This is a genomic window from Paenibacillus oleatilyticus, from assembly GCF_018998565.1.
GTDB lineage: Bacteria > Bacillota > Bacilli > Paenibacillales > NBRC-103111 > Paenibacillus_G > Paenibacillus_G oleatilyticus.
The window spans coordinates 61923-75517 of sequence record NZ_JAHNZO010000025.1 but is presented as its reverse complement, the minus strand read 5'-3'; the positions used below and the strand labels follow the sequence as shown (position 1 = coordinate 75517).

The 13595-nt window shown below is 47.8% G+C and carries 19 protein-coding genes and 4 tRNA genes; 3 read left to right on the top strand and 20 right to left on the bottom strand.

Annotated features, from left to right (window positions below; translation table 11 throughout):
• Positions 1 to 642: 642 nt before the first annotated feature.
• A complete protein-coding gene (locus KQX66_RS26605; RefSeq protein WP_216795847.1) occupies positions 643 to 957 on the bottom strand; it encodes a hypothetical protein in 315 nt (104 codons plus the stop codon).
• 937 nt (positions 958 to 1894) lie between these two features.
• Between KQX66_RS26605 and KQX66_RS26600 the strand changes: the two genes are divergently transcribed.
• Both KQX66_RS26600 and KQX66_RS26595 read left to right on the top strand, forming a co-directional pair.
• On the top strand, positions 1895 to 2653 hold the full coding sequence (locus KQX66_RS26600) for a hypothetical protein (RefSeq protein WP_216795839.1): 759 nt from the start codon (positions 1895 to 1897) through the stop codon (positions 2651 to 2653).
• 112 nt (positions 2654 to 2765) lie between these two features.
• Positions 2766 to 2838 (top strand) — tRNA-Val (locus KQX66_RS26595).
• Between the two features lie 521 nt (positions 2839 to 3359).
• Here the strand turns inward: KQX66_RS26595 and KQX66_RS26590 are convergent.
• The 11 genes from KQX66_RS26590 to KQX66_RS26535 form a co-directional block, all read right to left on the bottom strand.
• Entirely contained in the window at positions 3360 to 3923 is a 564-nt protein-coding gene (locus KQX66_RS26590; RefSeq protein WP_216795838.1) for a 3'-5' exonuclease, read from the bottom strand.
• An 81-nt stretch (positions 3924 to 4004) separates the two neighbouring features.
• The gene (locus tag KQX66_RS26585) at positions 4005 to 4328 is read right to left on the bottom strand and encodes a MazG nucleotide pyrophosphohydrolase domain-containing protein (protein WP_216795836.1); all 324 of its coding nucleotides are present in this window, start codon (positions 4326 to 4328) and stop codon (positions 4005 to 4007) included.
• Positions 4329 to 4832: 504 nt separating this feature from the next.
• Entirely contained in the window at positions 4833 to 5003 is a 171-nt protein-coding gene (locus KQX66_RS26575; protein WP_216795941.1) for a hypothetical protein, read from the bottom strand.
• Positions 5004 to 5017: 14 nt separating this feature from the next.
• On the bottom strand, positions 5018 to 5257 hold the full coding sequence (locus tag KQX66_RS26570) for a WYL domain-containing protein (protein WP_216795829.1): 240 nt from the start codon (positions 5255 to 5257) through the stop codon (positions 5018 to 5020).
• Positions 5258 to 5487: 230 nt separating this feature from the next.
• Entirely contained in the window at positions 5488 to 5688 is a 201-nt protein-coding gene (locus KQX66_RS26565) for a hypothetical protein (RefSeq protein WP_216795828.1), read from the bottom strand.
• Between the two features lie 216 nt (positions 5689 to 5904).
• The gene (locus KQX66_RS26560) at positions 5905 to 6294 is read right to left on the bottom strand and encodes a VOC family protein (protein ID WP_216795826.1); all 390 of its coding nucleotides are present in this window, start codon (positions 6292 to 6294) and stop codon (positions 5905 to 5907) included.
• Positions 6295 to 6400: 106 nt separating this feature from the next.
• On the bottom strand, positions 6401 to 6787 hold the full coding sequence (locus KQX66_RS26555; RefSeq protein WP_216795824.1) for a spore germination protein GerPE: 387 nt from the start codon (positions 6785 to 6787) through the stop codon (positions 6401 to 6403).
• Complete coding sequence (locus tag KQX66_RS26550) at positions 6787 to 6969, bottom strand: spore germination protein GerPD (RefSeq protein WP_216795822.1); 183 nt, start codon at positions 6967 to 6969, stop codon at positions 6787 to 6789. Before KQX66_RS26550 ends, KQX66_RS26555 begins: the two co-directional genes overlap by 1 nt.
• On the bottom strand, positions 6947 to 7573 hold the full coding sequence (gene gerPC, locus KQX66_RS26545; protein WP_216795820.1) for a spore germination protein GerPC: 627 nt from the start codon (positions 7571 to 7573) through the stop codon (positions 6947 to 6949). Before gerPC ends, KQX66_RS26550 begins: the two co-directional genes overlap by 23 nt.
• A gap of 15 nt (positions 7574 to 7588) precedes the next feature.
• The gene (locus KQX66_RS26540) at positions 7589 to 7840 is read right to left on the bottom strand and encodes a spore germination protein GerPB (protein ID WP_216795818.1); all 252 of its coding nucleotides are present in this window, start codon (positions 7838 to 7840) and stop codon (positions 7589 to 7591) included.
• A gap of 6 nt (positions 7841 to 7846) precedes the next feature.
• Positions 7847 to 8083, bottom strand: a complete 237-nt coding sequence (locus KQX66_RS26535; protein WP_010492031.1) for a spore germination protein — start codon at positions 8081 to 8083, stop codon at positions 7847 to 7849.
• A 136-nt stretch (positions 8084 to 8219) separates the two neighbouring features.
• Here KQX66_RS26535 and KQX66_RS26530 point away from each other — a divergent pair, with 136 nt between their 5' ends.
• The gene (locus KQX66_RS26530) at positions 8220 to 8693 is read left to right on the top strand and encodes a hypothetical protein (RefSeq protein WP_216795816.1); all 474 of its coding nucleotides are present in this window, start codon (positions 8220 to 8222) and stop codon (positions 8691 to 8693) included.
• Positions 8694 to 8801: 108 nt separating this feature from the next.
• Here KQX66_RS26530 and KQX66_RS26525 read toward each other — a convergent pair whose 3' ends face one another.
• The 8 genes from KQX66_RS26525 to KQX66_RS26490 form a co-directional block, all read right to left on the bottom strand.
• Positions 8802 to 9020 carry a spore germination protein gene (locus tag KQX66_RS26525; RefSeq protein ID WP_216795815.1) on the bottom strand — a complete coding sequence of 73 codons (219 nt, stop codon included), beginning with the start codon at positions 9018 to 9020 and terminating at the stop codon, positions 8802 to 8804.
• A 133-nt stretch (positions 9021 to 9153) separates the two neighbouring features.
• Positions 9154 to 9239, bottom strand: a tRNA-Leu gene (locus tag KQX66_RS26520).
• 11 nt (positions 9240 to 9250) lie between these two features.
• Positions 9251 to 9327: transfer RNA gene (locus KQX66_RS26515), tRNA-Ile, on the bottom strand.
• Positions 9328 to 9336: 9 nt separating this feature from the next.
• Positions 9337 to 9413 (bottom strand) — tRNA-Met (locus tag KQX66_RS26510).
• A 78-nt stretch (positions 9414 to 9491) separates the two neighbouring features.
• Complete coding sequence (locus KQX66_RS26505; RefSeq protein WP_010492025.1) at positions 9492 to 9656, bottom strand: hypothetical protein; 165 nt, start codon at positions 9654 to 9656, stop codon at positions 9492 to 9494.
• A gap of 112 nt (positions 9657 to 9768) precedes the next feature.
• Entirely contained in the window at positions 9769 to 10320 is a 552-nt protein-coding gene (locus KQX66_RS26500; RefSeq protein ID WP_216795813.1) for a phosphatidylglycerophosphatase A family protein, read from the bottom strand.
• A 131-nt stretch (positions 10321 to 10451) separates the two neighbouring features.
• A complete protein-coding gene (locus KQX66_RS26495) occupies positions 10452 to 12269 on the bottom strand; it encodes a hypothetical protein (protein ID WP_216795811.1) in 1818 nt (605 codons plus the stop codon).
• 31 nt (positions 12270 to 12300) lie between these two features.
• Positions 12301 to 13557: an efflux RND transporter periplasmic adaptor subunit gene (locus KQX66_RS26490; RefSeq protein ID WP_216795809.1), complete on the bottom strand. Its 1257-nt coding sequence runs from the start codon at positions 13555 to 13557 to the stop codon at positions 12301 to 12303.
• Between the last annotated feature and the right edge of the window lie 38 nt (positions 13558 to 13595).

Sequence of the window (13595 nt, the reverse complement as noted above, 5' to 3'; positions counted from 1 at the left end):
TCGCGGCGCTTGCCGCTGGAAACAAAACGCTTTGCTCGTTCAACCGACCGAATTGCAATCCTTCGCTGTGTCATGCTGCCGTCATTCTCAAATAAGTAACAGGAAGGGAAGGTTAGGCCCTCCTCTTCCGCCTCACTTGCTTTACTGACATCATAATCGAATCGTATTCATCAATCAAGAGGGACAAGTCCATATAAACTAAGGGGTAAAGGACATTTCCCTCGATCTTGTACTCAAGGATTTTGGGGAGCATCGCGTGTTAACCCTCCTAAAGCATTCTCTTTCCCAATACCAACATAATTCGCGGAGGTAGCCCATTGCCGAAGAGCGGAAGATCATAAGTGACTTAAAATTCCTTCAACAATTCTGGAGTGCCGAAGCATTAGAACGCACCGACAAAGCCGGGCAGGAATTTGCCAAGGGCGCCGGCTCGGTTTCGAAATCGCGGCGGCGATCCTAGAGGCACAGAAATAATTCAGGGGCTTCGGCCCCTTCAAATAATGCCGGGCGAACGGCAGCTTGATTGCGAAAAAACCGTAGGCGGGATTATTTATCCAGAATCAAACTGAGGAGGACTGTGTAAGGGATGGGAAATAAGATAAAAAAAGCACCCCTAAAGGTGCTGAATAATTATTTGAGATATCACTGTGTAACATGAATGGAAAAATCCCCAATATTCGTTTTTACAATCGCATCACCAGGAGCAACACCATACACATCGCAGTAGAACATGTTGAGATACGAACGGCGGATTACTAGATCGACCACGCCATACGGGCTAGAGGAAGCATTTTTAACGGCGTGTAACCTAATCTTTTCACCGACTTTTAGATTTAATTGTTTTACAGCTTGAGTATTGGCAGATTGTGTGAGAGCTGTAGGTTCTGCTGCGGCAACTCCAGTCATTAAGGATAATGCCAAAACAGCACTGGACAGAATTTTAAATGCAGTTTTCATAAAATCACTCCTTTGTATAATTTTACAAATAAATTATATCAAATATTAAATGGATATACTATGAAATATTTATGAATATATACATATATTTAAAATTCAGTAACATTGGATGGAAGGGAATTACGAAAATGGGATTTGCCTATTTTCAGACGGAAGACCGCGGAACGGGCCGAAACCTATCGGCACAATCTGCTTGGATGATTTCCAATATCTGCATATAGTATTATACTTCTATCAAAGCCAAAGACGAGGGCAGAACGAGGGATGATGAAAAATTGGAAAAGGTTTTTAGTTTCAAGGGTAACGATAAATGGGTGGAATTGCGTATTCGAAAACATGCGGGAAAAGTAGTTTTTACGGCATTTGAAAGAAATTCAGTTAACAGAACCCGAACAAAGTAGCTCTATTTGGGGCAAGATATTTCTCGTGCTTGGTCCTCGGTGTATGCAGTAATTGGCGATAGAAAAAAACCGACAGAGCTTGAAAAGTACGCCCAAAGTGAATAGTACGAAACATCTTCAAAAGCAAACAAAAAGAGTCCCGGCCAGTGGTCTTAATAATGCTCTCAACTTATTAACATTTAATTCATTTCCCCTCACGGAGTTTATCTGTGAGTTTTTTTGTTTTTAAGGATAAAACACAGATTGACTTTTGTTAACCTCAGTAAAAGGCTTCCCACTTCTATAAATCATTGGTCCATTAATTTAGCTCTTGGTATCAAATTCGGTATCCAAATAAAAATAAATATATGCTGTTAGATGGTCGTATCCATCTCCCGATACCCAATTTGGCATGAATTTAATTAGCAATCAAATTACCATATAAAGATATTATATTCCTATATTTTCAAATCCGGAAACCTACTATAATGAAATTGTTAATTGAAGAAGGCGCCGATCTTCTATTAATAGATGAATCGAAGAAAAGAGGTATGGAGATGTTCAAGAAATCTCTCATCTTAGCGCTTGTCTTCCTGTTGGTGCTTGCTGTGCCTGTCAGTGCGGCAGCCAATTACACGTACTCCAAAGTAACGGCTTCCAACGGTGTCGTATTGCATGCAATGAAAGCTTCGCCCAACGATATCAAATTAAAAGCGATTAGCAGCAATTTAAAAAATCAAAGCAGCTATGGCATCAACGGCGGATTTTTCGGTTCCGGCGGAACTCTGCTGTCGATTGCGGTAAATAACCATGTGCCCGCAGGCGGTGGGTCCATCGGCGAGCTTTATAAAGGCGCGGTGAACGTTGGTTATGCGCGTGGAACGCTAGTATGGGACGCTAAAGCAAGCAAATATTCAGTACAGGTCGTAAAATGGGCCAGCGAGTTGAACGTATCGGATAAATCCAACTATTGGGCACAAGGCGGAATCAGCATGCGCTTGAGCAGCGACTCGACCTGGAAAAGCCAAGCCACCGCTGAAAACATTCCTGGAGGTGTTAACGGCACGGCCTCCGGCCGGTCGGCGCTGGTGTACAATTCCGGAGGAAACGTTTGGCTCGTCGTCACCAATACAACCTGCACCCCCGAGCAGTTCCGTACCGCGATCAAAGAAAAAATCGGCTCCGGCACTTTGGTCGACGGTATATTTTTGGACGGAAGCGGCTCATCTCAGATGAAAGCCAAAACGTCCACAGGGCAAACGATTGACGTTACCGGCGACGGACGAACCGTATACCAGATGGTCACATTCAAATAATTTCCTCTGCCCGTAAAGCATCCGATACTTTGCGGGCATTTTTTTCATTCATTCCCCTTGACTTCTGCCTTTATATGCTGTATATTATTTCTTGCAACAACAAATACAACATGACTTGTTAGCTCAGCTGGGAGAGCACCATCTTGACAGGGTGGGGGTCAGTGGTTCGAGCCCACTACAGGTCATAATGAAATGAGTCCGTGAATCTTTGATTCTGCGGGCTTTTTTCTATGTTTCCAACTCCCTAGTAGTTTCTTTTTGGATGGAACCAATTTGATGAAGCAAAGCAATTCATCGATCTTAAGTGTTGATGAGGGGCAAATGGAGAATGAGCCAGATTCCTGGCTATATGATTAGGAGTTGGATATACGTCACTTCTCCCATATGAGCGTCTAGTCATTACATCATACTGCTTTATAATCTCCAACCACGTTTTCTGACCAATGATTCCATTCTGTTCATTTAGAGGCAAGTGCATGGTGACCTTTTGAAATAATTTTACTGCCTCGAATGTTTTGCTACCGAATCTTCCTTGCTCTTTAACTGCTTCTTTAAAAGCATCTATTCCCCATTTTCACCCAACACTGATTCTCGGAATCAACAACCGTATCCAAAAATAGATGACGTTAAAAAATGTTGAGATTAGAAAAACCCCTGATTTGGGGTTTTCCTGGTTTTAATAAGACATGATAAGCAGCAACCAACTTCAGCCCCGCATCACGGCTCTTAAATGAAGTTGATCGTAATACCGGACAAACAGTTTCGTTGTGTTAATCGCATCGACCAGGGCGGAATGAAATCTGCCTTCTTTCTCGATACCGGCCAGTTCAATCGCATCCTTCAGCTTCATTTGATTGCGCTTAACCAGCAGCTGCGAGATCGGCCTCTGAATGTCATGGTAATGGTTCACCCAGCTTTGAGACAGATCGAACCGCTTGCAGTGCTCCAGCAAAATTTTGCGGTCATCGACCCCCCAGCTGCAGAAGTAAACCAGCTCGGAGCCGATCCATTCCATGAATCGGTCGTACCCTTCGCGAAACGGAACTACTTTTCCCAGATCCTCTTCCTTCAAGCCGATAAATTTTAACGTTTTTTTGCCGAACCGTCCTTTGATTTCAGGAAACGTATAGCATTGAAAACAATCCGTGACGGCTTCACCCGGTTCATACGGATTCAGATTCACCTTGCATGCGCCGATCTCCACGATTTCGGGGATGTCGCCTTTTACGGTTACATATGTAGTCTCTACATCAAAGATGACTGCGAGCATTCTTATCTCCTGCATGAGCAATTTTTTCTAGTTTGTCCACCTTCTGCGCATCATTATACTTTAGCGGAAAATTAGAGCGGCTCAATTCACCGGGTCGGATTCGAATCGCTTCAATAATTTCTCCTGATGAGCCTTGGCGGCATCTTCCAATGTAAAACCATACTTATTGGCCAAAATCGCCAGATTCGCCAAAATGTCCCCGAGCTCTCCCATCAACTCCTCCTTCAACACCGGCTCTGGCTTTACCGCTTCGTCCGGACGATCCCGGCCGATTTCATAGGTACGCACGGCTTGTGCCAGCTCTCCCGTTTCTTCCATCAGAAAACCCATACGTTCGAAGACGCCGTATTGCGTCCAATTTCGTTGTCCGTAAAATTGCATGACCCATTCCTCAAAACGCTTCATTTTACTCTCCACCTTTTCCGAATAATGTCAAAAACTCTCTATTTTCAGTTCCCTCGGACAACTACAGGGTACCACAACTTCACAACCCGATGGAAGGCTTGTTTGATACCTGTCTTTTTACGTTTAAGTTGTTTCGATGTGATGGATAACGGGAATTGGACAATCTTTATTAAAACTTAATACCATTGTGAGTGATATTTCGCAATTTTAAGCATATAATGTGTCTATAATTGTCATATCGTGACTTGAAAAGGAGAAAACTTATGTACTATTGCCTCGCTTGCCAAAAGCTCCACAAGCCGAACCCGCTCAAGAAATACGTCGTTTTCAAGACAGGCTTCCACTTCATCAATTCGATGAAATATAATGCAGGAATTTGTCAGGTTGTCTCCGATTCGAAAGAAAACGTCAGCATTAGCCCGGTTTCCGCTTAATGTCCTACACATGCCGCCGGGCTTTTCTTTTTTCTACGCCCCCGCTTTTTTCGGGAACTTGCTTTGCCGGCTAGTCCCAAGCTTTTGGCTTCGTATTCGGACGTTTCGTACGAAGTCTGTCCAGCAGAGGGCGCTTTTTTTTCGCCTCCATCAGCAGACGAATCTCTTCCATCAGCTTTCTTAGCCGCTCCTGATCTCCGTGGCGGTGCTCTTTCAACTCATCGTACAGATTGCTTCTCACATGCATCCCTCTCCTTAAGCCAATTCCCGCTGTCTCGCTGACGCTGACGACGCTCGTTTCGCGGATGGGACCGGCTGTACGGCCAATATGCGATCGATAGCAAAGCATCGGACCGCTCCGCGCTCCATGCAATAAGCCCGAATGAAAGCAGGCTGTACGGATCGAATGACGATCCTCCGCTTGCTGAATTGCCCGGAACGGTCCCCGTAAATGATCTCAACTATACGCCCCGTGTACTTTTGCCATGGAAGCACGATTTTCCCCTCCTCAAAACAGGAACATTTGTTCTTCTATATTTATTATATACCAAACACTCGTTCGTAATTCAAGTGGCGGAATTTTCTTTTTACATGTTCGCAAGAGATCCGGATGAGGAGATCGGGTTGAGCGAGCAATTTAGGTTAACGGAGGAACAAGCATTGACCTTGAGGTTGAGTCGCAAATAAAAGACACCCCGCGACGGGGTGCCTTTATGATCGACGGCCTAGCGGCGCTTGCCGCCTTTCCTGCTCCAATCGATGACGTTATCTTTAAGTTCTGCATTGATTTCTTCGTTGCGAAGCATCTGCGACAAGTCCTCGATCGTTTTGTCGAGCAGCTCGCCCTTATGCCTGGAAAACAGGCGTCTGCGCTCCTTGAGCAAAACGTCAAGGATCAGCTTCTTTTGACGGTTACTGAACAGCATGTCGTTTCCCCTGCCGTTTACTTTATTTTTTCTTCGTAGGACAAGCAAGGCTTACCCGAGGAACGCAGCACCAAAGCGGAAGGCATGTCCGCGGTTTTGAAGCCGTAAGCGCAGCAGCCTCTGGGAAAACCCGGGTCCCAAGTTACATAAAAGTGCTTGCACTTTAAACAATTTATTTTCGTATCGGGCTTTGCTTTTCCGGAATTCATACGCGCCTTATCTCGTCGATTGGAAAAACTCGACCCATTCACCATCCGGGCCATAGAAAAAGAAATAACGCGAGCCATTCGGCAGCGTCGTAATCTCTTGATCGATCAAACGCACGTCGAGCTCTTTGATGCGGGCGAATTCTTCCTCAATGTCGTCCACCGTAAAAGCGACATGATGCACCTTGCCTTCCGCCGGAAGCCCGTCGTTATAACCTTGGATCAGTTCAAGCTCCGTCTCCCCCGACTCGTTGAACCCGAGAAAAGCCAGCGTGACGACGCCGTTCGTATGTACGAGCTTATCCTTCAGTTCAAGGCCTACGACATCTTTGTAAAACTGTACCGACGTATCGATATTCCGGACCATAATGCCCACGTGCTCTATTTTTTTTCGTGCCATTGTGTTCTCTCCCTTATCCCGTTCGTTTCCAATATTACAACATGATTATATCACAGAACGGAGACGGAAGCCCACCACAGCCAGCTCGATCGAAGTCACTTCCATCTCATTTCGGAGGAAGCCCGCGAAGCAGCTGACGGATGTTTTTCACCCTGGTATCCGCACGAATCGATCGGACCGATCCGAACTGCACCATGGATGCCGAAGAAATGGCGATGACCCGAACATCCCCGGCACAGATGAACGGACATGTGTTGGTCACGTCCATCTGCGCTGCCGGCTCCTGCCGGCCTATCGGAAGCGGGGCCGAATAAACGGGATAAGCGCTCAAATGTCCTTCATCCCCATAAAAAACCGGAATTTCCCGCTGAACGGCAAAAACATAAGTCACCGGAGAAAAATCGACCAAGTCCCCTATAAAAACAGTGGAAGCATAACCGACATCGTTCACCTTCAAGCTTCTGACAACGGATGTACGCGGAATGCAAGCCATCACACACGTCCGGATGCAAGCGGCACGAGAGGCCCGATAATGAGCGATTCCGGGGGTGTATCGAACACGCTGGACAAGCTAATGACCTCAGCGTCGCCAATCAGGAAAACCGACGAGCTGGCAACGCCCTCAACTTGAATGTTCCCGACACAAATCTGTTTATTCTCCACCTGCAGATTCATTCGGAGCTCCTCCTTCGGTTTTTCGTTTTAAGAAATATTGTTCGAGCCCGAGCCGAATATCCCGGATGACTTTGTCTGTAATGCTCTGTTCCTGCTCTGCCGTCAAGACGACTACGTCCGGGTCGAGCCCGTGTTTTAAATAATAATCGATCCGCTGCCCGATCTGCCCCTGAAGATCGCCAATGATCGATTCGTTCGTATCCTCATCCAGCTTCACTTGGTATTTCTCTTCCAGTTGTACCAATTCGGCTGGGCAAGATTGCTGCAAATAATCCGTCACCCGCTGTTGGATACGTGCAAACGACTCCGATTTGGCTGTATTGGTTCGAATCGTTTCACCACTGACCTCCATATCCTCGACCGATTGTTCGCCGAGTCCCGCGGGCGAAAGTCCGACATTGAGCGTCCCATCGAGCTTCTCTACTTTCAATTGATCGAATTTATACTCAATTCGCTCGATCGTCACTCCCCGCTGCTTTTTTATCGATTCCAGCTCTTGAGAAAGCGACTCGACCTTATTTTCCAAGGAACGGATGCGGCTCGTCTGCCATTTTAAATAGTCGTTCAGCTTTTGAAAGTAAGATTCCGGGTAAGATGAATACATCCGTCATTCCTCCGTTTACCTGGAAGGTGTAGGCAGTGGTACCAAGGATATCGGGCTGGGTTGCTCTATCACACCCGGCGGCGTCGCCTGCGGAGTCGTTGCAGGAGCGGTGAACTGAGGGGCAGGACCGGTAAACCCCCCGGTATTATATAGATTGGCCAACGCGCGAATCGTACCCGCGGTCCCAATCTGAAGCACGGAAGAGTTCGATACGGAGCCGATCTTGAAATTTTGAATGACAATGCTTTGATGTATAATTAGCTGCATGGCGGTTTATACGACACCTGCCTTATCGGCGGAAACCACATTGGAGTCAGCGATATCGTTATCGTAGGTATTGGTGGTGCTGACCATATTGCAGACCCGCAAATTATCCCCCGTATTAAAAGAACCCGCTCCGGCAAACGTTTTTGCCGTTACGCTCGGAGCCAGTTGGATCGAATCTCCCACGTGCACGATGGAGCCTGTACCGACGTTCACAATTTTGATGGCGCCTACGATAGCCGGCATGAGGCAGCACCCTAACTCAATGGTTTTGTATTGTAGTATATGATCCATGGATAAGAAGTATGTTTTTGGCAGCTAGCGGGGACTCATGGTTTGCGCTTCAGGCTCATATACTGGAATCAGTAAGGAGTGGATAAACATGGGTGATTCCAAAAATAACAACTCGTTTTTCGATATGAATTGGAAACAATTCGAGCAGTTTTTTAACGGGAAGCTGCCGTTCCCTACCCCTTCCCTTAGCGGCGACAACGGAGACCCCGTAAACTGGGTTGAAGGGTATATCAAAGACGTTCTGAACCGGGCATTGCCTAACGTGGAGGTTCAGGCGCTCAAGCATCACTTTCATTCGGAAATCTTCGACACCCATAACAATATCATCGCCAAAATCCATATCCCCGACAAAGCGCAAGCGCACAAAATCCGGTTGATGCTCAATCCTTACCAAATCCGTTTGGAAGGACTCCCGGACGACAAAACGCAAACGATCCGGCTTGCTAACCAAATCGTGCCAAGCAGTTGCAAAGCGGTTTATAAGAATAGCATTCTCCAGTTGCACATGCGCAAGCAGCCCATAGACCACCCCTATACCAACGTCAATATTCGTTTTATGTAGCCTTCTCTTCCACAAACAAAAACGTCCCAAAACAGCTCAAAGCGGCCGTCTGAGACGTACGGAATGGATCAAGATCATCAGGGTATGCTTCCCTTGTATCTATGTACTCTAATTATTCGCCGCGTTAGTGGAATCGGCAACATCCGCATCAAACGTATTTGTCGAACTGACCAGCGAAATATTTCCCATCCAATCCCCCGTATTGCCGCCACCTGCACCCGAATACGACTTGGATGTACTTTTCGGATTAACCTGCAATACATCGCCGAATACAACTTCCCCTTCGGCGCCTGTAATTTTGATCGGAGCCAAAATAATCGAAGGCATGGAAGTCCCCCCCTTCCTTGTCGTGTTCTAAAGTATATGAGGATCCGCGGCAAAAATCTCCTCTTGAAAAGAAAAAGAGTTTTGCTCTGAAGGATCAAAGCAAAACTCTTTATGTAAGATACTACTATGGAACTGCCGAAGACCGGACTCGAACCGGTACGGTAGTCACCTACCGCAGGATTTTAAGTCCTGTGCGTCTGCCAATTCCGCCACTCCGGCGCAGTTCTGTTTGGTGGGCCCTGAGGGACTCGAACCCCCGACCAATCGGTTATGAGCCGACCGCTCTAACCAACTGAGCTAAGGGCCCTTGAAGCTTTGGTTGCGGGGGCAGGATTTGAACCTGCGGCCTTCGGGTTATGAGCCCGACGAGCTACCGGGCTGCTCCACCCCGCGTCAGAAAATCCACACTGTATAATGACAGCGACAAAAATAACTATACACCAACTTAAACGTTGGAGTCAAGTAAAAAAATTAAACAGTGTAGCGAACGCCAAAACGGCCTTTTTTGGAACGGAACACCTGGACTTCGCTGGGGCATTCGTAACCGTAAATCCACCAGTCTTCTTCCATTCGCTTGGCCAGACACCCGGCTTGAAACTTGCTGTCGTACAATTTCACCCAATAGACCCAGTTCATTTTATGTTCACTCCGCTTATCGAATGAAGATGAAGTTTTGTTAGTATCTTAACCCAAAAAAAGCTCCCTTATTTGCATAAGGAAGCTCCTCCAATATATAACAAATTTCGCTTCAGCCCGCGTTTTCTTCCGACGCGGCAATATAAGCGACGACATTGTCCCGTTCATCCGCATCCCGCTGCCGATGGGCCAGACGACTTGATGCCGATGCCGCAATGCTGGCAACCAGATCATCCAGGAAAGTGTGTACGCCGTTGCCGTTCTTGGTATCCAGACGTTTAATAATTCCGACTTTTTGTTTATCCAAATGGCCGAACGTCGTAAGCGCGATGCTGCCGTATCCGAACACCGACCCGAGAGCGAGTGTTTCATCGCAGCCGAACAGTCCTTCATCGCTTTCGATAATCGATTGCAGCGGCTCGGTCAACAAACCTTTTTCAGCCAATACGTCCAGCTCGATACCGACAAGAATCGCATGCTGAAGCTCTCGCTTCTGCAAAACTGCATGGACCGATTCGAGACAAGTCTCCAGCGTCAAATCGGGATGATAAGGAAGCTGCATTTCTCTGACGATCAGGGCAATATCTTCCATCGTCACGCCGCGTTCCTCCAGCTTTTGATATACCGCAGCTTTTATTTCTTTGCTGTGAACCTGACGTTTCATGAGAATCGCTCCTTTAATGGAAGTGCTATCATTATACCATGATCTATATGCGTGTACTATGGGACAACTGGTGATAATTGGGGAAAAGCCGACCCAAAGGCCGGCTTTCGTTTACTTCAAACGACTATGAATTAAGATTGCTTAAGCTCTTTAAGCAGACGCTTGGACTTTTGCCCGCCCGTAGTCGTAAACTGCTCATAAATCCGAACGGTCAGCGGATAATCGAATTGCTCTGTGTTACCGTCAAAAGTAATATTGTTTTCCCCGGTAACCAGTCGGTTAGCTCCAACAAACGATCCGTTGCCCGATCCGATCAACCGGCCTGCGGAATCGTACAGCTCGAACAGCAGTCCCGAGAAGCTCGGATCTACTTGGACTTGATCGTGGCGGCTGACTTCCATAAAGAACTTCGCTTTGTATTGGTAGTTCTTCGCTCCCATGGCATTGAAGCTTGTACCGATTTGCCAGTTATTCACTTTAATCTCAAACGGATACAGCTCAAACGTATCCTTGCTATCCTCGGTTTGAAGCGCAACACTGTAAGCGCCAATCGTCGACTTATACGGTGCCGCAGACTTCGTATCTTGGATCTTCAGTGCCAAGCCCTTTCCGGTTTCGGACACTGGGATCGTATAGAAGTAGTTCACGGTGAGCGAAGAGTTTGGAAGCACGTTCGGCGTCGTAATATTTTGACGACTGCCGTTGTACTCATAACCGTCCGAGCTTACCAGATCCGTTGCAAATGCCGGAACGGCGAGCGGCCGGTCCGTCTTATTCGTAAGCTTGAATTTGGCCGAGACGGTTTTCGATCCTTCTTCCTTGTTGTCAAACATATGGAACTCGATAACGGAAACATCCAAATCCGGATGAATCAGCTGGCTCCGTTTGTCCAGCGTCATTGGAGTGCCGAGCTTATAGGCCAGGGCGGTTTCTCCGGTTTGCTGCGACGGCAGCAAAATGTTCAGACGTCCTACGTTATACACACCGGCAGTACCCGTAGCTGCACCGGCATTGGCTCCTGCTCCTGCGCCAGCCGCACCGCCGGCCCCTGCTCCCACATTGCCTGCGCCTCCGACCCCTGCGCCGCCGGCTCCGCCAACTGCAAATTTCTCTGGGGTCAAAATGTTTAAGCTGTTCAAGATCGTATCTTGGTCCGTCGGAATAGCAAAATGAATATATTTTTCTTCCTTCGCTTCCAGCGTGATATTTCCTTGCTCTACCTGGCTGCCGGAAAATACTTTTCCCGCCGCCTTGCCGTCTACGGCGAATGTCGGAATCGTTTCGCGTTGGTTCGAAGGGTTGTAAGCAAGCAGTTGTACAACGTATACAGTGCCTTTCTCCGTCGACTCCTTGTTGATCGCCGCCGGCGTATACTGGATCGGCGAGGTTAATGTCGGGATCGTAAAGGAATCAGACCATTTCTTAATCGCGCTCGGATCGGTAATCGGCGTATCGCCGCCTTTCCAAGTCTCCCCCGTAATCGGCGCCGCTACGATCAGCGTCTCCTTCTTCGGATAAATGTAGTAGTCGACATCGGTCCAATTCACCTGAGCCAGATTTACGGTATCGGTGCGATCGATGACGGTCATATAGCTGAGCTCCGTGTTCGCTTTCGGCTGAATCGATTTAACGTTCGAGGCGCTTGGTTGCAGCGTATACTCGACGCCTTCGCTGGTCTTCACCCGCAATTCGTAGTCAGGTACCCGCGTCGAGGTAGCGCCGTTATTCTTCATTCGAATGACGACGCCGAGTCGGGTACCGTCCTGAATTCGCTCGTTCAATACGCCCTTGACTTCCACATCGAGAAGGTCGGTCAGTTTATAGGTTACGACGGCTTGCGCCGCAGGCTCGCTTCCTGCAGGCTCCGCTGCAAGAGCGGAATAACCTGTGCTCATAATCGAGGCGGTAATAACGACGGATGCTACGGTTTTTTTCAGCTTGTTGTTCACTTGGTTTTCCTCCTGTCAGGTCCGCTGAGAGTTACTTGGCCAGCTGGACTTTCTCCTTGTCTTTCAATTGGTTCTGACCCGAAATGATAAGCTGTTCTCCTTCTTTGAGACCGGACAGCACTTCTTGGATCGTTTCGTTCAAACGGCCTAAAGCCACTTTGCGCTTCTCCGCCGTATCGCCTACGAGCACGAAAGCGAACGTGTCTCCGCCTTCACGCACGATAGCCGTGGTAGGCACGGTAACAACCATCTGATCGGCTTCTTCCGTTACGAGAATCTGAGCCTTCATGCCGGGCTTAAGCTTACGCTCAGCGTTAGAGTACTCAAGCTCCAACGTGTAAGACTTGGAATTGGCGCTCATCACGTCAGCCAAATAGCTGACCTTGGCTTTTGTCTTGTCAAGCGTGCCAGGAACGTAGAATGTCAGCTCCTGCTTGCCGCGCACCAAATTAGCCGTCTCCTCGGTCAGCTCCGCCCGGATTTTGATCGGATCGAGCTGTTGCACCTTCCCGGCTTGGAAACCAGCATTCAAAGACATGCCCACTTCAATCGGCAGGTCGGTTAAGACGCCGCTAACCGTCGCTTTCACTTCCATATTTTCGAGCGTCCGATCGGCTTCGCGAATCGAAAGATTCGAGGATTGCAGCGCTTGCTCCAACGGCGCCAAGGAGTTCGTCGTTTCCAGCGTTTTCTGCTTGTTTCGGTTGTTTTCCAGATCGAGCTTGAGATTGTTAAGCTGTGTTTCCATTTGCTCAAGCTGGAATTTTGTAACCAGGCCCAGATCGTAATCGTTGCGCATTTTGTTATAGTTCTTTTCGGTTTCCTTAATGGACTCTTCCAGCTTCTTGATTCCATTCTTCATTTCCTGCTTGCTGTTGGCCAATTCTTGTCTTGCTTTGTCCAACTGCTGTTGACTGCTGGTAATATCAATCTGCGCTTTGTCCTTTTTCATTTTTACATCCGTCGGGTCCATGCGGAAAATCACATCGCCTTTTTCCACCATATCGCCGCGCTTCTTCACTACTTCCATGACGTCTCCGCCTACCTTGGTCACCAAGTCAATCTGGATGGAAGAAATAACCTCGGCTACCTGCTCCTGCGGATCGCCGATCCTCTGCTTCTCGATCTTCGAAACTTTAACGGTCTTGAGCTGGGGTTCCGACGCATTAGCAGCTGTCGGTGCAGCTTGCGGCTGAGCGCCGCAGCCGGCGAGGAGCGCCGTCGAAATAACGACGGCCCCCATCACTTTGGTACTTTGCTTGAAAGATTTTGACATGATCGGATTCATGGGCTGATTCTCCTTTTTCCCTTATGGAACTCTCTATC

Excerpts from the sequence above, each read along its gene's own strand:
- KQX66_RS26560 (WP_216795826.1), bottom strand. The coding sequence starts at position 6,294 with ATGGCACGAAAAAAAATAGAGCACGTGGGCATTATGGTCCGGAATATC.
- KQX66_RS26590 (WP_216795838.1), bottom strand. The coding sequence starts at position 3,923 with ATGCTCGCAGTCATCTTTGATGTAGAGACTACATATGTAACCGTAAAA.
- KQX66_RS26500 (WP_216795813.1), bottom strand. The coding sequence starts at position 10,320 with ATGAAACGTCAGGTTCACAGCAAAGAAATAAAAGCTGCGGTATATCAA.
- KQX66_RS26600 (WP_216795839.1), top strand. The coding sequence starts at position 1,895 with ATGTTCAAGAAATCTCTCATCTTAGCGCTTGTCTTCCTGTTGGTGCTT.
- KQX66_RS26490 (WP_216795809.1), bottom strand. The coding sequence starts at position 13,557 with ATGAATCCGATCATGTCAAAATCTTTCAAGCAAAGTACCAAAGTGATG.
- KQX66_RS26585 (WP_216795836.1), bottom strand. The coding sequence starts at position 4,328 with ATGAAGCGTTTTGAGGAATGGGTCATGCAATTTTACGGACAACGAAAT.
- KQX66_RS26505 (WP_010492025.1), bottom strand. The coding sequence starts at position 9,656 with ATGAACTGGGTCTATTGGGTGAAATTGTACGACAGCAAGTTTCAAGCC.
- KQX66_RS26605 (WP_216795847.1), bottom strand. The coding sequence starts at position 957 with ATGAAAACTGCATTTAAAATTCTGTCCAGTGCTGTTTTGGCATTATCC.
- KQX66_RS26550 (WP_216795822.1), bottom strand. The coding sequence starts at position 6,969 with ATGAATCTGCAGGTGGAGAATAAACAGATTTGTGTCGGGAACATTCAA.
- KQX66_RS26540 (WP_216795818.1), bottom strand. The coding sequence starts at position 7,840 with ATGCAGCTAATTATACATCAAAGCATTGTCATTCAAAATTTCAAGATC.
- KQX66_RS26565 (WP_216795828.1), bottom strand. The coding sequence starts at position 5,688 with ATGCTGTTCAGTAACCGTCAAAAGAAGCTGATCCTTGACGTTTTGCTC.
- KQX66_RS26535 (WP_010492031.1), bottom strand. The coding sequence starts at position 8,083 with ATGCCGGCTATCGTAGGCGCCATCAAAATTGTGAACGTCGGTACAGGC.
- KQX66_RS26525 (WP_216795815.1), bottom strand. The coding sequence starts at position 9,020 with ATGCCTTCGATTATTTTGGCTCCGATCAAAATTACAGGCGCCGAAGGG.
- KQX66_RS26530 (WP_216795816.1), top strand. The coding sequence starts at position 8,220 with ATGGGTGATTCCAAAAATAACAACTCGTTTTTCGATATGAATTGGAAA.
- KQX66_RS26555 (WP_216795824.1), bottom strand. The coding sequence starts at position 6,787 with ATGGCTTGCATTCCGCGTACATCCGTTGTCAGAAGCTTGAAGGTGAAC.
- gerPC (WP_216795820.1), bottom strand. The coding sequence starts at position 7,573 with ATGTATTCATCTTACCCGGAATCTTACTTTCAAAAGCTGAACGACTAT.